This is a genomic window from Streptomyces pseudoechinosporeus (assembly GCF_054783935.1).
In genome coordinates this window covers 1-19416 of sequence record NZ_BAAGPS010000054.1, presented here as the reverse complement: position 1 = coordinate 19416, position 19416 = coordinate 1, and the positions used below count along the sequence as shown (strand labels likewise).

General features: G+C 68.7%; 14 protein-coding genes and 4 pseudogenes. 7 read left to right on the top strand and 11 right to left on the bottom strand.

What is annotated here, in order from left to right; translation table 11 throughout:
- Positions 1-18: 18 nt before the first annotated feature.
- Entirely contained in the window at positions 19-3729 is a 3711-nt protein-coding gene (locus ACYVO6_RS36570; protein ID WP_461068955.1) for an nSTAND1 domain-containing NTPase, read from the bottom strand.
- Positions 3730-4133: 404 nt separating this feature from the next.
- Between ACYVO6_RS36570 and ACYVO6_RS36565 the strand changes: the two genes are divergently transcribed.
- A complete protein-coding gene (locus tag ACYVO6_RS36565) occupies positions 4134-5309 on the top strand; it encodes an acyltransferase family protein (protein ID WP_461068953.1) in 1176 nt (391 codons plus the stop codon).
- 42 nt (positions 5310-5351) lie between these two features.
- Here ACYVO6_RS36565 and ACYVO6_RS36560 read toward each other — a convergent pair whose 3' ends face one another.
- From ACYVO6_RS36560 to ACYVO6_RS36535, 6 genes and pseudogenes are all read right to left on the bottom strand, one after another.
- Positions 5352-5891 carry a GNAT family N-acetyltransferase gene (locus ACYVO6_RS36560; protein ID WP_461068951.1) on the bottom strand — a complete coding sequence of 180 codons (540 nt, stop codon included), beginning with the start codon at positions 5889-5891 and terminating at the stop codon, positions 5352-5354.
- Positions 5888-6226, bottom strand: coding sequence for an NmrA family NAD(P)-binding protein (locus ACYVO6_RS36555; RefSeq protein ID WP_461068949.1), 339 nt, complete (start codon positions 6224-6226; stop codon positions 5888-5890). The genes ACYVO6_RS36560 and ACYVO6_RS36555 overlap by 4 nt, the downstream gene beginning before the upstream one ends.
- A gap of 506 nt (positions 6227-6732) precedes the next feature.
- Positions 6733-7212 carry a MarR family winged helix-turn-helix transcriptional regulator gene (locus ACYVO6_RS36550; protein WP_461068947.1) on the bottom strand — a complete coding sequence of 160 codons (480 nt, stop codon included), beginning with the start codon at positions 7210-7212 and terminating at the stop codon, positions 6733-6735.
- 11 nt (positions 7213-7223) lie between these two features.
- On the bottom strand, positions 7224-8285 hold the full coding sequence (locus tag ACYVO6_RS36545) for an alkene reductase (protein WP_461068945.1): 1062 nt from the start codon (positions 8283-8285) through the stop codon (positions 7224-7226).
- Positions 8286-8368: 83 nt separating this feature from the next.
- Positions 8369-8478, bottom strand: a pseudogene (locus ACYVO6_RS36540) (NADP-dependent oxidoreductase); the annotation flags it as partial.
- A gap of 43 nt (positions 8479-8521) precedes the next feature.
- Entirely contained in the window at positions 8522-9355 is an 834-nt protein-coding gene (locus tag ACYVO6_RS36535; protein ID WP_461068943.1) for an alpha/beta fold hydrolase, read from the bottom strand.
- Positions 9356-9718: 363 nt separating this feature from the next.
- Between ACYVO6_RS36535 and ACYVO6_RS36530 the strand changes: the two are divergent.
- Positions 9719-9824, top strand: a pseudogene (locus tag ACYVO6_RS36530) (IS5/IS1182 family transposase); the annotation flags it as partial.
- A gap of 46 nt (positions 9825-9870) precedes the next feature.
- Here the strand turns inward: ACYVO6_RS36530 and ACYVO6_RS36525 are convergent.
- Positions 9871-10290 (bottom strand): hypothetical protein, encoded by a 420-nt coding sequence (locus ACYVO6_RS36525; RefSeq protein ID WP_461068941.1) that lies wholly within the window; start codon positions 10288-10290, stop codon positions 9871-9873.
- Positions 10291-10689: 399 nt separating this feature from the next.
- Between ACYVO6_RS36525 and ACYVO6_RS36520 the strand changes: the two are divergent.
- Positions 10690-10953, top strand: a pseudogene (locus tag ACYVO6_RS36520) (histidine kinase); the annotation flags it as partial.
- Here ACYVO6_RS36520 and ACYVO6_RS36515 read toward each other — a convergent pair.
- Positions 10938-11132 (bottom strand): annotated as a pseudogene (locus ACYVO6_RS36515) (IS5/IS1182 family transposase); the annotation flags it as partial. The pseudogenes ACYVO6_RS36520 and ACYVO6_RS36515 sit on opposite strands and share 16 nt — an antisense overlap.
- Positions 11133-11292: 160 nt before the next feature.
- A complete protein-coding gene (locus tag ACYVO6_RS36510; protein ID WP_461068939.1) occupies positions 11293-11943 on the bottom strand; it encodes a TetR/AcrR family transcriptional regulator in 651 nt (216 codons plus the stop codon).
- A 107-nt stretch (positions 11944-12050) separates the two neighbouring features.
- Between ACYVO6_RS36510 and ACYVO6_RS36505 the strand changes: the two genes are divergently transcribed.
- Positions 12051-13496 (top strand): FAD-binding oxidoreductase, encoded by a 1446-nt coding sequence (locus ACYVO6_RS36505; RefSeq protein WP_461068937.1) that lies wholly within the window; start codon positions 12051-12053, stop codon positions 13494-13496.
- Between the two features lie 14 nt (positions 13497-13510).
- Positions 13511-13735: a hypothetical protein gene (locus ACYVO6_RS36500; protein WP_461068935.1), complete on the top strand. Its 225-nt coding sequence runs from the start codon at positions 13511-13513 to the stop codon at positions 13733-13735.
- A gap of 167 nt (positions 13736-13902) precedes the next feature.
- Here the strand turns inward: ACYVO6_RS36500 and ACYVO6_RS36495 are convergent, their stop codons facing one another.
- Positions 13903-17184, bottom strand: a complete 3282-nt coding sequence (locus ACYVO6_RS36495) for an amidohydrolase family protein (RefSeq protein ID WP_461068933.1) — start codon at positions 17182-17184, stop codon at positions 13903-13905.
- A gap of 603 nt (positions 17185-17787) precedes the next feature.
- Here ACYVO6_RS36495 and ACYVO6_RS36490 point away from each other — a divergent pair.
- Both ACYVO6_RS36490 and ACYVO6_RS36485 read left to right on the top strand, forming a co-directional pair.
- Positions 17788-18906: a tyrosine-type recombinase/integrase gene (locus tag ACYVO6_RS36490; RefSeq protein WP_461068931.1), complete on the top strand. Its 1119-nt coding sequence runs from the start codon at positions 17788-17790 to the stop codon at positions 18904-18906.
- A complete protein-coding gene (locus ACYVO6_RS36485) occupies positions 18906-19241 on the top strand; it encodes a helix-turn-helix domain-containing protein (protein WP_307679748.1) in 336 nt (111 codons plus the stop codon). The genes ACYVO6_RS36490 and ACYVO6_RS36485 overlap by 1 nt, the downstream gene beginning before the upstream one ends.
- Positions 19242-19416 lie beyond the last annotated feature (175 nt).

The window sequence follows — 19416 nt, the reverse complement described above, 5'->3', positions numbered from 1 at the left end:
TGGTGATGCAGTGAGGTCCTATCGCGCGGCCGGCTGGCAGCCGGTTTCAGTGGACTGGTCGTGCAGGTAGCGGGACTGTTCCAGAGGGGTGAGAGTGGTGTCGATGGCCTCGCAGATGTTGCGGATTGCGCGGGCCGGGTCGGGCAGGTCGACGTTCCACAGCCCGACGGAGCTGCCCGTGCTGATGGCCAGGGTCCGTCCGTCCGGGCTGAACGCCACTGCTGCGAGCGAGCGGGTCGGCAGAGTGCTTCTGGTCTGGCTGGTGGCGAGGTCCCACAGCTGGACTCCTCTTACGGTGCTTGCGGCCAGGGTGCGTCCATCAGGGCTGAAAACCAGCGACGCCACCGCACCGCTGAGGCTGGAGCTGTCCTGGAGCTGACCGGTGCGGGCATCCCACGTCTTCACGAGTCCGTTACTGCTGCCTGCGGTGGCCAGGGTGTGCCCGTCCGGGCTGAAAGTGAGGGACAGCGGGCTCCGGGTGCCCGGCTTGATGATGCGCTGTGTGCGGCCGGTTGCGGCGTCGAGCAGCGTGACCTCGTCGCTGGCCTCGATGTCCACGACGGCAAGTGTGCGGCCGTCCGGGGTGAACGTCACCGCCCTTACGGGTTGGCCGTGGCCGGTGCGGGCGGTGTGTAGCGCGCCGGTTGAAAGGTTCCAGATCCGCACCGATCCGTCCCTGCCGACGATGGCGAGCCGTGTCCCGTCGGGGCTGAAGACCGCCGTGTCGATGGCGCCCAGGGCACGGCTTTGGTGAAGACGGCCCGTGGCAACATCCCGGACCTCGATCACCCTGTTCTTGCCGGCCCTGGCAGCCAGGGTGCGCCCGGTCGGGCTGAACCCCACAGCCCCGAGGCGGGAAACCGGGAAAGGCCGCTGCTTTCCCCGGAGTGCCAGGTCGGTGTCGAGCGCCAGTGTGGCTTCGCCATCGCCGGTCCTGACATCCCAAAGCTGTACCGACCCACGGCCGGGCGGCCCTTGGCGAACCGTGGCCACCGTGCGTCCGTCCGGACTGAATGCCATGTCGGCGATGTACGTGCCGGCATGGCCCGGCAGAGTGGTCTGCGGGTGATCAGTAGACAGGCGGTGGACGCGGACGGCGGGATCCAAGTTGCTGCTGGTCACCAGGGTGCGGCCGTCTGCGCTGAGGGCTACTTTCATGGCCCCCCGTCCGTGGTGACCGGCGGTCACGGTGGCCCGCGCTGTGCCGGAGGCGGTGTCCCACAGTCGCACCGTGTCCCCAGGGCCCGAGATGGCGAGGGTCCGCCCGTCCGGGGCGAAGGCCACCTCGTTGAACTCGCTGGGACTGTCCCTGATGGTGCGCCGGACGATGCCAGTGGCCACCTCCCGCAGTTGCACCAAACCGTCGGTGCGGACAACCGCGTATGTCCGACCGTCGGGGCTGAAAGCCACCGCAGCGCCCTCATTTTGGCTGTCGTGGACGGTCCGGGCGCGGCCGGTGGCCACGTCCCACACCCGCACCCGTCCGTCGAGGCTTACCGCGGCGACGGTACGTCCGTCAGGGCCGAAGGCGACCGCCTGCGGGTCGAACTGGCTGGTGAAACGCGTGCGGCCGGTGGCCACGTCCCACACCCGTACAGCCGCCGGGGAGGAGGCGGCCACGGTACGACCGTCAGGGCTGAAGGCCATCCCGCGTACCGAACCGTCGGGGACCGTGATGGTTCTGAGTTTCCTGCCGGTGACCGGATCCAGTAGCCCTATCATCCCGTCGGCGCCACGGACGGCAGCGACAGCGAGGGTGCGTCCGTCGGGGCTGAACGCCGCGACTTCGCCGCTGTCGTAGCCAGTGAACGTGTGTCGGAGCCGGCCTCCGGGCAGACTCCAGATCCGCACCTTGCCGTCTTGGCTGTTGGCGGCGACGGTATGTCCATCCGGGCTGAGGGCGATGGAATCCACGGGTTTGGTGCCGCTGATCAGGCGCTTGCGCAGCGGTAGCGCCGCGGCGGCATACAGGGCGGCAGTGGCTTCGCGGGTCGGGCTGGTTCGGTAGGCATGGACAGCGAGCAGTGAGGCGAGGTCGGGTTCGGAGTCCAGCAGTGCACTGGACTGGGCGGCCAGTTGCCGGGACTGGGCCAGGTGCTGGGCGGTGACCGCGCTCTGCCACTGCCCCACGGCGAGGCCGGCGGCGACGAGGGCGAGGCACAGGGCGGCGGTGACCGCGGTGAGCACCAGCCGGTACCGGCGACGGCCCTTCTGCTCGTGGTCGCGGCTGGCGTCGAGGAAGGCGTGCTCCAAGTCGGTCAGGTCCTCGCGCGGTGCGCCACCGAAGTGTTCCTGGGCGGCGGCGAGCCGGCTTCCCCGGTACAAAGCGCCCTTTTCGCGGCCCAGTTCCTGCCAGGCGTGGGCCGCTTCGGTCAGGTTCCGGTGCACACGCAGGCGTTCACGGTCTTCCTCGATCCACCCGCGCAGCCGGGGCCAGGCTGTGATCAGGGCCTCGTGGGCCATCTCGACCGTGTCGCCGTCCAGGGTGAGCAGCCGCGCTCCGGCGAGTGCCTCCACCACCTGGGCGGTGTCATCCCGGCCGGTGCCGGGCAGTTCCGCGCGTTCGACGGGACGACGGGTGTCGGGGGTGCCGTCACCGGGAGTGACCAGGCTCAGCAACACCCGGCGGGCGGCAGCCGCCTGGTCTTCGGTGAACCGGCCGTAGACCTTCTCGGCGGTCTTGGCGATCGCGCCGTCCAGGCATCCGGCCGCCTCGTACCCCGCCATGGTCAGTGTCTTGCCGCGGCGGCGGCGCCAGGTCTCCAGCAACGCGTGGGACAGCAGCGGCAGCCCGCCCGGCGCGTCGGCAACCTCCTTGACCAGCCGGGTGGTGAGGGCACGTTCCACGGTCAGTCCGGCGGCCGTGGCCGGCTTGACGACGGCGTCGCGTAATTCCGGCTGGCTCATCGCACCGGCCAGCAGGTTGGCATCGCGCAGTGCGTCGGCCAGGTCGCGGTGCTCGGCGCAGCGGCCGTAGAAGTCGCCGCGCACCGCCAACAGCACCCGCAGGCGGCTCTCGGGCTGCCGGGCTGTCAGCAACAGATCGATGAAGCGGGCACGCTCGGCCGCATCGTGGCAGAGAGTGAAGACCTCCTCGAACTGGTCCACGATCACGAACGTGTCCGCTCCGGCGCTGCCGTCGCGGGGAATTGCGGGTGTGAGGAGGGGTGCGTGGCTGCGGGCGGGGCGTTCGCCCGGTGTCAGGATCCGGATCGCGGCCGGGCGCAGGCCCGGCTCCTGAGCGCGCCGGAGGACGGGTATCAGGCCGGCCCGCAGCAGGGATGACTTGCCGCTGCCGGACGGGCCGAAGACCGCGGCGAACCGCCGATGGCGCAGCAGGTCGACGAGGTCGACGGTGAGCTGTTCCCGGCCGAAGAACAGGCCGCTGTCCCCGGTCTCGAACCGTGCCAGACCCCGGTACGGCGTGAGTGATCCGTCGTCGTCCCGAGAGCCGTCACCGGCGGACTCCTCCACCGCCTCCTTCCACCGGGCCTCCCATTCCGCCAGGTTTCCACCGCACGCGCCCACATAGGCCAGGGCCACCGGCAGCGTCGGCAACTGCTCGCCCGCAGCCGCCTGCGACAGCGTGGTCACCGAGTAGCCCGCCCGCTGGGCCAGCGACCGGTAGGTGATCCCGTCCGCCTCCGCCCTCAGCTTGCGCAACTCGAACGCGAACCGCTGCACCGGACCCGCCGCCGGATCTACCGGCACCTCACGACGCCCCGCCACACCTTCACCCCCTCCAGCCGCCCCTGCACCTCTATGACACCAGAAGGGTTCGCGCACCCCGTCATTGTTCGGCCGCCGGAACGGTACTGCCGAACAATGCTCCAGCCGCTGGACTCGGTGATGTGAGCGGCGCGGGGGACCGCTCTGCGGGGAACGCCCTGCTGGCCGTCGGCGGCCAGCAGGGCGGCCTGCAAGCGCGCCAGCAGGATCGAAGGCTTGGTGATCTCCCCCGCCCATTACGGACCACGCCGGCACCCGCCTCACGACAAGCCCAACCGACACCTCACCAAAGAGGACTCTGTCTACGCATGGACTCCCCACCCCTCGTCCCCGCTTCACCGACGCACTCACTCTCAGTCAGATCACGATTACTGGTAGCCATCGCGACGGCCGGTCCGTCGCGGTTGGGCTGGCTGGACGCGTTGCGCGGCCTCGCCGCCCTCGTCGTGGTGTTCGACCACTCGTCGTACACCTTCATGGCGGACTTCCGGCGGGAGTTGATGCCGCAGTTCAACACCAGCCGCTACGGCATCATGGTGTTCTTCCTGGTGAGCGGCTACATCATCCCAGCGTCGCTGGAGCGCCGGGGCTGCGTCCGGACGTTCTGGATCGGACGGATCTTCCGTGTGTATCCGCTGTGGGCGGCTGTCGTCACCGCGCTCCTTGCCGTCAACCTCTTGGGCATTGCGGAGATGCGTGACTTCGGTCAGCAGAGCGCTGCCACCGTGGCTGTCGCCCACGCCACGATGCTCCAGGAGCTATTGGGGACACCCAATCTCCTGCTCATCCTGTGGACGCTCTCGTACGAGATGGCCTTCTACCTGCTGGTCGTCGCGCTTTTCACGGTCCGGCTTCACCAGCGGTCCGCAGCGGTCGCCGTCATCTTGGCCGTGCTCGCCGCTGTGAGCGTGACGGCTGGCGTAGTGCTGCCAGCCTCTGCCCTGTCCGGCCTGGTCGGCACCGGCCCACTGATCGCGTTTGCCTCGATCGCCATGGGGGTCGCCATCTGCTGTGCGAGCGCCAGGTCACCCGTGCTCCGGGGGTTCGGGGGTGTGTTGGGCGGCGTGCTGGCGCTCGTCCTGGTCCCGTTCAACGGCACGGTCCCGCTGTGGGAGGGCCTGGTGATCCTCGCCGTGATGTTCCTCGGCACCGCCGTCTACCGTGCCGAGAACGGTCAGAGCACCTGGCAGTATGCGGCCGGCACTGCCGTCATGGTGGTCGCCTGTGCTGTGGGGAGTGCGTACCGGTACGGCGACGGTGACCACTTCACACGGCGCGGCTGGATCGTCGCATTCCTGCTGGCTGTGCTCACCTTCGGCGCCGGACTGGCGTCGCGCCGCAGGCGCATACCGCGGATGCTGACCGGATTGGGAACGATCAGCTACTCGGTCTATCTGGTGCATCCGGTGCTGCTGGCGGTGATCGACCACACGATCGGCCGACGGCGGCAGGACAATCTCGCGCTCGAAGTGGCGTTCTTCACCGTGCTGCTGCCCCTGTGCCTGCTGACCCACCGTTACGTTGAAGCGCCGAGCCAGACCTGGGGCCGCAGGTTGGCACGCCGCGTGCAGCCACCGTGACGAGCGCCCGTGCCGCACCGCCTTTGCGGTGCCTGATGATGGTCAGCGGATGGCGCGGATCATCACGGTAGGGACCGGCGAGGCCGGTAACGGCTGGCTCTGCCCGATGTCCTCGTACCCCCACGACTTGTAGAGCGCGTGGACCTTTCCGTCGCCGGCGGCCGGGTTGACCATGAGCGTGACGTACGGCTCGTCGCGTGTGGTGAGGAGGGCGTCGTGGATGCGTCGGGCAGTGCCGGTCTTCCGCCAGGCCGGGCGGACGCCGATCTCCTTCAGGGCCACGGCCGGGCGCTCGGTGTACTTCTCCACCGGTGCTGGGCTGGTGCGCTGCCAGTAGCGGTCGCCGTGCTCGATGGTGTTGCCGTAGGCGTAGCCGACCGGATGCCCGTCCGCGTACGCGAGGACGGCCGTGAATCCCGGTTCGGTGCCGTGCCGGTCCAGGCGCTCGCCGAAGGCGGTGACCGCGTAGTTCGGCAGGTGGAGGAGCGGGGCGCGCACGTCGGCGTACACGTCGAGGAGATCGCCGCGGACGGTGTCGAGGGTGGTGAACGTGCGCAGTTCGATGGCGGGCGCCGTGGTCATGCGGCCATCCTCCAAGAGGCCGTGTGCTCGGTCCAGGTCCGGACGGTGAGGCTGCCCGGCGCGGTGGCGCGCAGCGCAGCCCCGAACTCCTGCAGCATGCGCGTCACCCGGGCGTGCTGGGTGGCGGCGACGAGCGAGTCGAGGTCGAGCATGTCGCCGCGGGCGATCTCGACGCCCCGCTTTTCGAGCCTGCTCGCGTCGGTGGTCGGCCGGACCAGGGCGCGGACGTTCTTACCGCGCTTGAGCAGTTCGTCGACGACCTTGCCGCCGAGGGAGCCGGTCGCGCCGACGACGAGGACGGGGAGGGTGGTGGTCCTGGGGGTCTCACATTCCATCAGGTCAGGAGTGGGGGGATCAGGTGGCGCAGACGTGGGTGCCGTCGGCCCGGGTCGCTCAAGGGGCGGGCCTGTGATGGGCGGATCTGCGGCGCGGGCCGCCGCCGGTCCGCAGGAGCTTGCGGGGGTCGACGGTGAACGGGACGCGGGTGATGCGGCCGTCCTCGATGTGCCGCCGGCTGGCGACGGGGAAGGGCTCGACATCCCCGTGGGAGGGGTGTTGCCCTTTCCCCGGACGAGTTCCGCCTGCCTGCACCGGGACAGCTCGCGCTTGCCCCTGACGCTGAGGCCCCGCTCAGCCCTTTCTCCCTGACGTACCGGGGTGAGCGGGGATCGCGCCACATCCGCCGGCTCGGCTCACCGGGCTTCTTCCGACAGTCGCGGAGCCTGGCTCCGTTCAGCTCGGGCCTTCATGCAGCTGAGTGCGCTGCAGCACTGTCCACTTCGCAGGAACGCCGGAAGCGATGTGCACTCCAGGCCGGAACCGGGATGCAAGCCGAGGGGAGTTACTCAGACTCTTCCCGCGGCAACGCGCGGCTGTTGATCGCGTCGGCGATGACGTAGGCGATACGGACGAAGGACTCCGCCTGCTGCGCCGAGAGGTCCCGCGCGGAGGCCTCCTCCAGGGCCTGCCACATCGCTGCCAGGGGCTCGCGCATCGCCCGGCCCTTGTCGGTGAGGTGGACCACCATGACGCGCCGGTCATGTGCGGCCGGCTCCCGGACGAGCAGACCGGCGTCCTGCATGCGGCGAAGGGACTTGGAGACCGTGGACTGGTCCAGGCCGACGCTGTCGATCAGCTCAGACTGGGTCTGGCCGTCCCGGTCCAGGAGTTGCATCAGCATCAGCTCCTGTCCGAGATGCAGATCCATCTCGCGGAGCATGGCGGCGGCGTAGGCGCGGTGAGCGCGGGCGAGCTGGAAGATCGCGTAGCCCATCGGTCCTGTGTCGGCCGTCGTGGGGATGCGGTGTTCGGGGGTGGACATGGTTCGGTTCCTCAGACGGTGTGGGTGGGGTAGTCGGTGTAGCCGGCCGCTCCGCCGCCGTAGAAGGTCGCCGGGTCGGGGGTGTTCAGCGGCGCGCCGGCGCGGAGCCGCTCGACCAGGTCGGGGTTGGCGAGCGCGAGGGCGCCGACGGAGACGAGGTCGGCCGTGCCGTTGCCGATGTCCTTGGCGCGGGCGGGCAGGTCGGTGCCGCCCCGGTTGAGGATCAGCGTGGTCGGCCACAGCGCGCGCAGAGTGCCCAGCAGCTCCTCGTCGCCGACGTGTATCACGTGGAGGTAGGCCAGGTCGAGGGGGCGCAGGGCGTCCAGGAGCGCCGGATACAGCTCGGCGGTGTCGGACTCGGCGATGTCGTTGTAGGGGTTGCCGGGGGAGATACGGATACCGGTGCGGGCGGCGCCGATTTCGTCGGCCACCGCGGCGGCGACCTCGACGGCGAAGCGGATGCGGCCCTCTATCGAGCCGCCGTAGCCATCGGTGCGCTGGTTGGTGTTGTCGGACAGGAACTGGTGCAGCAGGTAGCCGTTGGCGCCGTGGATCTCCACGCCGTCGGCGCCCGCCGCGACAGCGGCCGCTGCGGCGCGGCGGAAGTCGTCGACGGTCGCCGCGATCTCCTGCGTCGACAGAGCACGAGGGGGCGGCATCTCCTGGGGCCCGGACGCGGTGAACATCACGCCCGCTGGCCGGATTGCCGAAGGGGCGACCGGCCGGCGCCCGTGGGGGGTGTTGTCGGGGTGGGCGATGCGTCCGGTGTGCATCAGCTGGATGACGATGCGGCCGTCGGCCGCGTGCACGGCGTCGGTGACCTTGCGCCACCCGGCGATCTGGTCGTCATTGTGGATGCCGGGGGTGAGGAGGTAGCCCTGGCCGTCGGCGGAGGGCTGGGTTCCCTCGGTGATGACGAGCGCGTGCGAGGCCCGCTGGGCGTAGTACTCGGCGTTCAGCTCGGTGGGGACGCCTTCGGGTGTGGAGCGGTCACGGGTCATGGGGGCCATGACCAGGCGGTGCGACAGAGATATGCCGCCAAGAGTGGTCGGCGTCCACAGGGCGTTCAGCATGAGGGGTCCTTCGATATGGCGGTGACCGGCCGGTCACCGCAAAGGCAGCGGGTGGTCGTGGGGAGGCGGTGGGCCGGGGGTGCTCAGTCGACGGTCAGGACGAGCTTGCCCCGCACGTGCCCGGCGTCGCTGGCCTGCTGGGCCGTGGCCGCCTGGTCGAGCGGTAGGCGGTGACGGTGGTGACGAGCTTGCCGGCTCTGGGAGCTTGCGACTCAAGCCGCTCACTGTGCGGGGAGTCAGCCGAAGAACTTTTCCAGTTCGGCTGCCAGGGCCTCCGGCTGCTCCTCCGCGACGAAGTGGCCGCTGTCCTCGATGCCGCTGTAGCGGATGTCGTTGGCCTTGCCTTCCATCATGGGTCGCATGAAGTCGCCGCCGATGGCCAAGACGGGCATCTCCAGCGGGGGATACGAGTCGTTGTCGGCCACATCCTGGTGGAAGGTGTGGAATACGCCGAAGCCCGCGGTCAGCGCCTCGGGTGTGTCATAGGCCTGGGCGTAGATGGCCCGGCTCTCCTCGCTGATCCGTTCCGGGTGGAGCGCGAGGTGTTCGGCCGACCAGTCGATCACGTGCCGGAACCGCCCCGCGAGAAGCTTGGCGGGCAGTCCCTCGACCTGGCTCAACGGGTATATCCACAGGTTCGGATCACCGGGCCTGGGGAACGGCTTGGCGAAGTCCTGGAATGCCTGCGAGAAGGGTGCGCCTTCCCACAGGGCGAGCTTCTTGGTGGCCTGCGGATAGTTGGCGGCGAAGCTGTAGGCGACCATCGCACCGATGTCAGCACCGGCAATGTTCACCTGCTCGTGGCCCAGGCCGCGGACCAGTTCGTAGACGTCCTTCGCCATGTTCTTCTTGTCGTAGCCGCCCTCGGGCTTGTCCGACTCTCCCTGACCGCGGTAGTCCACGGCGATGACGCGGAAGTGTTTGGCCAAGGGGGTCATGATCTTGTGGAGGCCGTGCCAGGTGCGCGGAAACCCGTCCATGAGGACCAGCGGCTCGCCTTCGCCGCCGATGACGTAGTGGAGCCGGGTGCCGTTCACGTCGGCATAACGGTCTTCGAATCCTTCAAGCATGTGTGGCTCCTACTCGGGCTGATCATTTCTGTGGTGGGAGCTCCCGCTGTGCGGGGCGGCGCATGCGGGAGGGGGTACCACCGAGATTGCTGATGCATCAACCATTGATGCGGTCAACGCCCCCTTCCGCCTGTGCAAGGCTTGGCGCACTGGAGGCAGGGCGTGGTCAGGTTCGTTTGTCGGTGGTGTGTCCGGTCGAGGGGCTGTGTCATTGACCGGTGCGGGACACCTGAAGTCCGGTGCGGACTGGAGGACTTCGCGGCGATGTGTTCGAGCCGTTCGCACGGGCGGATCGGCGTCGGCGGGGCGGGGGTGCACCTGCGGGGCCCACTGTTGGACGGGCAGTGGAAATAGGTGGAGCACCCGCTCGCGGTGTCGCTGACCGGCGGAAACCGCGGGCGACGTCACGCAGTTGCTGCCGCTGCTGGACAAGGTCCCGGCGGTGGCCGGCGCCGTCGGCCGCCCCAGAATGACCCACCGCCACGTCCAACGCCTGGCTCCGTGAGATGACTTTGCTAGGACCTCTTAAGCCAGCGTTGCAGCGCCTCGGGCACGTTCGTCGGATGCGAGCTGAAGCTCAACCGGATGTCGGGCTGCAGGTCGATGAGCACGTTGACGATCCGTTCGAACAGGACGGTGTACTCCGGGACATTCTTGATGCCGCCGCCGATCATCGCCACCCCGAACGAGTTCCCGTCGAACAGTCGGCGCAGCTCGGCCTCAGCCTCGTCGGGGTCCAGGCTGACATAGCCCTCCTCGCCGTCGATGCCTGTGGCCCGGAGCGCAGCCCAGTTGCGCTTCCTCAGGGCGACCAGTTCCTCGAGCGTCGCAATCCCCGGCGGAAAATCGTCCGGCGAAAGCGCATCAGGGGTGACGCCGAGGGTCAGCACGCGTTGATTGATCGGAGGCTTCACTTGAGAGTTCTTGTGGGACATGGGGTCGCTCCTCCAAGGCAATATGGCCCCCTCTGATGGCACACCCATGGGGTCTCCTCAGTTCTGTGGGGGAAGTTCAAGAGAAAGTGTGGCTGGCCACATGAGTAACGTAGCAGCAATCGCATGGCTAGCCAAGTATTCGCGGACGCGAGGGCGGAGGTGGCCACCTCGGCTCGCTTCGGGGTGCGCCGACCACTTGCGTGGCCGACCACGTAATGCGGCGACCGCCAGGGTGTGCCCGTACCGCAGATCACCCAGAAACCTGTCATCACCCGGGCAAGCGACCCTCGGTCGCCACCGTCTACCGCACCCTCGCCGAGGATGAATCGGAGAGCCGAGCAGCTCGTATCTCGGCAGCACAAACTGAGCTACAGGGCGGCTCCACGCTGGTTCACCTGCCCGGCCGTCGGCGGTCACGGCGAGGTCGCCGAACTGATCACCACGTTCAACACCATGCTCGACCGGCTGGAAGCCGAACGCGCCACCAGCGCCGCCCGCGCCCTGACCGCCCAGGAGTCCGAACGCCACCGCATCGCCCAGGAACTCCACGACGAGATCGGCCAGACCCTCACCGCCGTCCTGCTCGACCTCAAACGCGTCGCCGGCCAAGCACCCGACCCGGTGCGCGAGCAACTGCACCAGGTACAGATCACCGCCGGGTCGGCGTCAGGAGGACCGTCGTCGAGGCCGATGAACCCCAGGTCGGTGATGGCGCCGAGCCCGGCGGCCCGCAGGTGGGAGGTGAGCTTGTCGTGGCGGCAGGCGGTGATCTCGGATGTGCGCCCGGGCCGCACCGCGGAGATCCACACCAGTCGGCCGCGGTCGTCGGTGAGCGCGATCAATCAGCGGTCGAGTCGTCGCGGGGCTCCGGGGGGCCAAGTTTTTTGAGCCATCAGACGGCGGCAAGCCCTCAGCCATACCCGGAATCCCCGGGCCTCACCGCTCCTACGCATGACCGGCTCAGTCCCGCCCCGAAAACGTAGGACGAGTTCAACGGAAAGGTCAGTAGGTGCCTGCCCCGCGCCGGAAGGTCCCAGCGAGGCGTTCGTAGGGCAAAGGCGGACTGGTCAGCGATCCTGTGGCCGCAGAGACGCGAAGACCGTCAAAGGTGATCTCTGCATGCCGCTCCCAGGCCTTTGAACCCACAGCCGTGCACGCGGAAACGACGCGCTGGACCCCGAAGGCCAGCAATATCAGGTCGGTGAGGACCACATCGGTGCGGACGGTGCCCTGGGCCTGAGCGCGTGCCAGGAGGGTTTCCAGGACGTGATCGACGTGGACGCGCATGTCGGTGATGACTGATGTCTCGGGATAGCGACGTTCGAGCAGGTCGTGTAGTGCGGGATCGGCGGCTGTGGACTGGCAGATCTTCTCGATGTAGGTCACCAGTGCGGTCCAGCCGTCTTCGATGAGCAGGCACTCCTCGCCGACCTGGCGAAATGCCGTCGCGGCGTCCTTGAAGACGGCTTCATAGAGGTCGCCTCGGGTGGGGAAGTGCCGGTAGAGCGTTGCGTTACCCACCCCGGCCCGGCGGGCAACCTCGTCGAGCACCGCGTCGAGTCCGTGGACGCGCAACAGGTCCCTTGCTGCCTCGACGATGAGCTGGCGGTTCCGCCTTGCGTCTCGCCGTCCCGGTTCTCTTCCTGCTCCCACGCCTCGACCGTAGCACCGATGCGGGGAAGTATCCCCGGTTGATGGTACGGTCCAAACCGGGGATGTCTCCCCGGTTTGGTGTTCTATGCCGACCTGAAGGCGACCCCATGACGGTGTATCCGAACGAGCACCAGGAGGTATTCGGCGTGAGTGTGTTCCATCAGGTGGACGGGCTGTCCGATCTGCCCGCGAATTTCGGCGGTACCGTATTCCGGCCGCAGGACAGCGGCTTCGCCGAGGCCGCGAAACTCTACAACGGCCGGGCGGCGGACCAGCCGCCGGCTGTGATCGTGCGGTGTCTCGACCCCGACGATGTGGTCGCCGTGGTGCGAAGCGTGGACCACGCCATACCACTTGCCGTTCGCGGCGGCGGGCACAGCATAGACGGGTCGGCAGGAGCGGCTGGAAGCGTCGTCGTCGACCTGTCGCAGATGCGCGCGGTGACCGTCGACCCGGCGGCCCGAGTCGTCCGCGCCCAGGCAGGCGCTCTGCTCGGTGATCTCGACACTGCAGCCCAGCATCACGGGCTGGTCGTTCCTTCCGGTACCAACAGTGTCACCGGAATCGCGGGGCTGACGCTCGGTGGTGGCATCGGCCATCTCATGCGCCGCTTCGGAGCGACCGTGGACAACCTGCTGGCCTGCGAGGTCGTCACCGCCGACGGGCGTGTGGTGCGGGCAGACGAACAGACGAACCCAGATCTTTTCTGGGCCCTGCGAGGCGGCAGCGGCAACTTCGGGATCGTCACCCAATTCGAGTACCGGGCTCATCCCCTCGAGTCCGACGTCCTCAGCGGCCAGATCATCTTCGGCGGCGAGCAAGTCTCCGGGATCCTGGAGAGTCTCGACGACTACATGCGATCGGCCCCCCGTGAGCTGAGCCTGCTCGCCACGGCCCTTGCAGCACCGCCACTGCCGTTCTTTCCCGACGAGGTCCACGGCACGACCGTGCTCGTCATGACCCCCGTCTACAGCGGCGATCTCGAGAACGCAGACGAGATCATCGACTCACTCCTCGCCCTGGGCCATCCCCTGGTCAACGACGTCACCCGGCGGAGCTGGATCGAGACGAACAGCCTGCTGGACGCGATGGCTCCTCCAGGCAGGCGCGTCTCCCAGCGCGGTGGGTACCTCGCCGCCCTCACCAAGGACACCATCGCCACGGTCATGAGTGAGGTGGCGGACACTCCTCGGCACGCCGGCACGATGCACGCTCTGAACGTGTATGCCATGGGCGGAGCCATTTCGGAGGACTTCGCCGAGGACTCCGCTGCCTTCTCCCGCCAGGGCGCGGGTTGGATCTGGGAGAGCCTGGCTCTGTGGGACGCACGCGAAGAAGACGATGGCCATGACGCATGGTCCAACCGGGTCTACGACTACTTCAAGCCCCTCAGTCTCTCCAACGGATACATCAACCTGACTCAGGACCTCGGTCCGTCCTGGCGCGGCCGCGTCTATGGTGACGTCGCCAAACACCAGCGCCTGGCCGAGGCGAAGCGGACGTGGGATCCGACCAACCGTTTCGCGTACAACAAGAACATCGAGCCGGCGTGAGGGCTGAACTTCCTGTGACCAGCACCCCACTAACGCCCGTCATGGGCGGCGAGTTGGTCCGCGTACGGCTGGGCGGCGGCAAGGACCTTCCTCCCGAAGTCGGTCAGGCGCATCCGGTGCCCGCACCGGCCGCAGATCAGCAGTTGTCCTTGGAGATCTTGTTCCAGGTGCTGGATCTGCGGGGTCGGGGCGGAGGGGCTGATGCCGACGTCGCGGCAGAACGCCGCCAGGGTGGGTAGGCGGCGGCGCTCAGGAAGCGGTGCAGCCGGCGCTGCCCGGCGTACGTACGTACGCCGGGCAGCGCCGGCTGCAAGAGCGCGCCAAGGTCTGACTCGTCCAGACCAGCGTGAAAAAGCTCGTCAGCAACAAGTCGAAGAACGCGATCAGAATCACACGACACTGGATGTCAGGTCGCGCAGCAGCTTCCGCGGCGGAGGGTCGAACCGACTGCGTGCCAGTGCTCGCTGTCGCTGTCCGCCCGGGCGCCGGTGAGGCGGTGGGGGCCGACCAGGTTCTCCTGACGGTGCATGATGCCGTCGCGCATCACCCAGGAGACGCGCGTCAGGTCGGTGAAGTCCCGGAAGGGGTTGCCGTCGATCACGGTGAGGTCGGCAAGCTTGCCGGGTTCCGCGGTGCCCAGATCGTCCTCGGCTCCGAACATCCGGGCGGGCGTGACGGTGGCGGTTCGCAGAGCCTGCGCGGGGGACAGACCGCCGTACTGGTGGAGGGCGCGCAGGCCGAGGTGGAGCTGAAGACCGATGGGCCTGTTTGGGGCGTCGGTCCCCATGACGAGGGTGCCGCCCTCGGCGACGATCCGCCGGTAGGTGGCCATCTCGAGCCGCAGTTGACGCAGCTGCTCCTCGGTGGGCCGGACCTTGGCCAGCGCGGTCACGGTGGCCGTGTCCCAGGGGGGCATGAGGGTGGTCACCCGTGGGTCGTCGGCCAGGGCCGGGTCCACGCCCAGCAGGACGAGGGCGTCGAAGGGGGTGATGATGAGCCCGAAGCGGCCATCGCGGTAGATCTCGTGGACGTCCCCGTAGCTGTGCAGGGTCGGGGAGGTGGAGCGGCCGTACTCCTGACGCTCGGTCGCCGTCAGATGGGTCGTCAGGTCCTGGCCGACGTGGATGCCGGGTGTCAGATGGTGGCTTCCGGCGGGGACACCGAGCTCGTGTGCCGTCCGGGCCGCCTCCTTCATGATCGAGGCGGGGGCACGGACGTAGGTCTTGACGAAGTCGTAGTCGAGCGCGACGGCACGTTCGAGGGTGCGCCGGAGGCCGTCGGAGGTGCTGTGGGCACGGCCTATGCTGAATCCGACCCGGCTTCCGTCGATGAGTTCGCCGCTGGTGAGCTGCCGCGGGCCGGTGAGGGCACCGGCGTCGATGGCTTCGCGGAGGCGTGCCCCTTCGTAGGCGAAGCCGCCCAGGGAGACGCTGGTGGTGACGCCGTAGGCGAGGTCCAGGCTGGTCTGTCGACCGCCGTAGATGTTCTGGAACGGGTGGTTGTGGGAGTCCCACAGGCCGGGGATGACGGTGGATCCGGAGGCGTCGATCCGACGCTCTCCCGCTCGCCCGGCACCGGATCGGTGCGCTTCGACGGCTGAGATGCGGTTGCCGGTGATGACGATGTCGACGTCCTCGCGGACGGCGTCCCCGGTGCCGTCCCACAGCCGTCCGGCGTGGACCCGGACCACGTCGGTGCGGGGCGGCAGGCGGCGGGCTGCCGTCAGGGTGTTCGGGAGGGTGCGGCGGCCGGTACCGTCCCGGTTGACCAGCCGCAGCCTGCCGCCGGAGAGGTAGAGCAGGCGGCGGGAGTCGCCGGACCACGACGGGTGGTCGGCCGCCTCGTCGGTGATCTGCTGCGGCCGGCCGGCCGGGGTGCCGTCCGGGCCGACGGGCAGGACCCACAGCGCGGACTCCACGACCAGAGCCAGCCACGCTCCGTCGGGCGACCAGACCGGTCCGCTGTCGCAGCGGTCGGACACCGAGGTGTGGGGCATCGGCAGGAAGGCCCTGGAACCGCCGTCCCGGGTGTCGATCACCCGGATCACGTTGTACCCGTTCTGGAACCGCGGATTGAGCTGGTTGCGGTCACACATGGCGATGTACCGGCCATCCGGGGACCAGCTGGGACGGCCCGGCAGGCCGTCGGGGACGAGGGGCGTGGCGACCTTGGTCTCATCACCGGACGCGACGTCGACGACGAGGAGATTGCCGGTGATGTCGTGGCAGGCGAGCCGGGCGCCGTCGGGAGAGAGGGCCGGGTTGAGCCGGCCACCGGTGGCCAGGACCGTGACCTCACCGGTGTCCGGTGAGATCCGGTGGACGGCGGCCAGACCGTCGCCGTCGGCGTCTCCGTCGTACGAGTAGACGACGCTCCTGCCGTCCCGGGCCCAGGAGGGCATCTGCACGTACCGGGAGGGGTCCGCCTGGAACAGCTTGCGGGGCCGCGCGCCGACGGGCATCAGCCACAGGGCGTTCAGGGCGGCGAAAACGACTGATCCACCGTCGGGTGAGAGTGCCGGGAGGTGGATGCCGCGGGTCGGCCTGGGTGCGGTGGAGTCGAAGTCGCGTGCCTTGCGGCGGTACTCGGGCGGCGTCACGTCCAGCGAGGCGGTGAACGGGATGTCCCCGGCCGGCTCCAGGGAGGGGCTCAGTGCCTTGATCTCGCCGTCGGCGAAGTAGAGCAGGCCGCCGTCCGGCGTCCAACAGGGCGGGAGCGGCGAGACGTCCTCGGTGCCCGAAACCGTCCGGCCGTCCACGACCAGGGCAGACGTCCCCGCGAAGAACGCGGTCCCGCCGTAGGTCCACACGTAGGCCACGCGGCCGTCCTTGGAGACGGCGGGACACTGCGGAGTGCCGGTGTCCACGGCGCGTACCGTGGTCACCTCGCCGCCGGCGGCCGGTACCGAGACGATGGTCCGTCCCCCGGCGCCCACGCGTACGAACAGGATCCGGTCGCCGTCCGGGTGCCAGGCGGGGTCGTAGTCCTCGACGTCCGGCTGACTGGTCAGGCGGGTCAGCTCACCGGTCGCCACGTCGAGGGTCCAGATGTCGTACGAACTGCCCCGCACCGCGTCCCCGTCGCGCTCGGAGGCGAAGGCGATCCGCGTGCCGTCCGGCGACCAGGACACGCCCCGGTCGTCCCAGGGACCGGAGGTGAGCCGGCGCGGGTTCGAACCGTCAGGGGCCATCGTCCACAGGTGGAATCCGCCGCCCTTGTAGGAGCAGAAAGCAACCGCCGAGCCGTCCGGCGACCAGGCGGGACGGGTCGGCTCCAGCCCGGGAGCGGTCAGCGCGGTCGCCGTCCCCCCGCTCCGTGGCAACGCCCACAGCACGCCCTGTACCTCGATGACGAGCCGGTCGCCGTCGGGCGAGACGGTCACGGAGGCATTGGTGCCTGTGGTGAACGTCAGCGTCCGGGTGTCCGGACCGCCTGCCGCGGATACGTCCGGCGCAGGGGTTGAGGGTGAGGCGGCCGCCGCCGGGGACGCCGAGAACGGAACGAGCGCGGTGCCGACACCGCCCAGGGCCGCCGCGCCCAGGAGATCCCGCCGGGTGACGCCTGCGGGGATCCGTCTCGCGGAGGTCACGTCGGATTCGTCGGAGAGGTATGCGGGTGCGTCGGCTCCCGGGGTGGCCAAGTGCTCGTCGGACGGTTCGCCGGGGAAGCCCTGCGTGACTGTGTTCATGAAGAAAGCTCCAGTGGTTGGGGGGGCACCTGGCATCCGTAGTTCTGTGGGGGAAGTTCAAGAGAAAGTGTGGCTGGCCACATGAATAACGTAGCAGCAATCGCATGGCTAGCCAAGTATTTGCGGACGCGAGGGCGGAGGTGGCCACCTCGACTCGCTTCGGGGTGCGCCGACCACTTGCATGGCCGACCACGTAATGCGGCGACCGCCAGGGTCTGCCCGTACCGCAGATCACCCAGAAACCTGTCATCACCTGGGCAAGCGACCCTCGGTCGCCACCGTCTACCGCACCCTCGCCGAGGATGAATCGGAGAGCCGGGCAGTCACCGGAGCTTCAAGATCAACTCATTGCCCCTTTGGCTCGTATCTCTAAAGCGGCCGCAATTTCATCTGATGCAACACTGCGGTCGGGCGGCACACCGGAGGCTGTAGGGCTCATCGACGCAGTTCAGGGCCTCAGCGTATGCGGTTTCTCCCGCAAGGCGGGTTGCTCTCGCAGCCTTCGACGCACCTGCGGACAGGCTTCCTACCTGCGCATTTGCGGTCAGGTTACTTCTGATGAAAGATCCCTTCGTCTGCTGTAAGTGACGGAGGGTGGTCGTGGTGAGCAGGAACAGCCTTGCGCCGGGGGCAGTGGGGCTGCATTTGGTCAGCGATCTGCCGCTGCTGCGACCTGACGAACAGGTCTTCACCGCGATGTTGGACGGCTGGCGCAATCAGCAGCTGGCACGGAACCTGGCGTTCTCCACGATCGAAGGCCGGGAGAAGACTGTGCGGGCGTTCGCCCGGCAAGCGGACACCTTCCCGTGGGCCTGGTCGCCACAGATGCTCGACGAGTGGATGGGCGATCTGCGGGCAGTACGAGGGCTGAAGCGCTCAACACTGCGGAACTACCAGGGTGCGGTGCGCTCGTTCTGCGGGTTCGCCATCGACCCCGCCTACGGCTGGGCGGTGACCTGCGAAGAGCGCTTCGGCACCCACCCGATACAGGTCGTGCACGAGTGGAACGCCGCGGTGCATGTGGAGGACGCCGAAGCCGACGCGGCGAAGCGGCCCTTCACTCAGGACGAGTTGCAGGCGTTCTTCGACTACGCCGACGACCAGGTCACCAAGGTTCGCGGCCGGGGCCGCAAGGGCTGGCTGCCCGCGTTCCGTGACGCGATGCTCTTCAAGACCGCGTACGCCTTCGGCCTGCGCCGCAATGAGACACGGATGCTCGACGCGGTCGACTTCGGCCGCAACCCCGATGGCCCGGAGTTCGGCGACTACGGCGTTTGCTATGTCCGCTACGGCAAGGCGAAGAAGGGCTCGCCGCCCAAGCGCCGCAGCGTGCTGACGGTCTGGGACTGGTCGGCGGAGATCCTTCAGCAGTGGGACGAGGAGGTCCGGCCGCTGTTCTCCACCTCCGGCTCCGGAGCTCTGTGGCCCTCGGAACGCTCGGCCCGCATCGGGTTTTCGCAGATGAACACCCGTTTCGGCGCCTACCGGGACGCCCTCGGACTCGACGCGGGACTGGACTTCCACTCTTTTCGAAGGTCGTACGTGACCCACCTGATCGAGGACGGCTGGGACGCCCGGTTCGTCCAGGAACAGGTCGGCCACGACTACGCGTCCACGACGGCGATCTACACCTGCGTATCCTCCGACTTCCGCACCCGCACCTTGCGCAGAGCGCTGGATGCGACGATGGAGGCCGCCCTGCGGCCGGCAAGGAGAGCCTGATGAAACGCCAGGTCAGTTACCAGTGGCGGCTGCGCGAGGTGATGGCGACGCGCGGGATCTTCGTCGCCTCCGACCTGTCCCCGCTGCTGGCCGACCGCGGCATCGAGCTGTCCTCGGTCCAGGTCTGGCGGCTGGTCACCCAGACCCCCGAGCGGCTGTCCCTGCCCGTCCTCGCCGCTCTCTGCGACATCCTTGATGTCACCCCCGCCGAGTTGATCGCCACCAAGGCGGAGAACGCGGCCCCGCGCCGCACCGCCGCCTCCGGCGGCGCCGACGTGGTCGACCTCGCGGCCACCGTCCGTCCCAAGCGGGCACGGGTCCGCCCGGAGAAATGAGCCGCACCAGAGTCCGGCCCGAGGACCTGTTCTGCGCACGCTGCCATCGCACCGTCCGCCTTGGAGCCGCCCACTGGCCCGAGGGCTACCTGTGCTCCGCTTGCTACGACCATGCACTAGTAGGACTCCGTTAGGTCTGTCTTGATCTTGGTGTGGTCCTGCTGGGCAGGGGTTG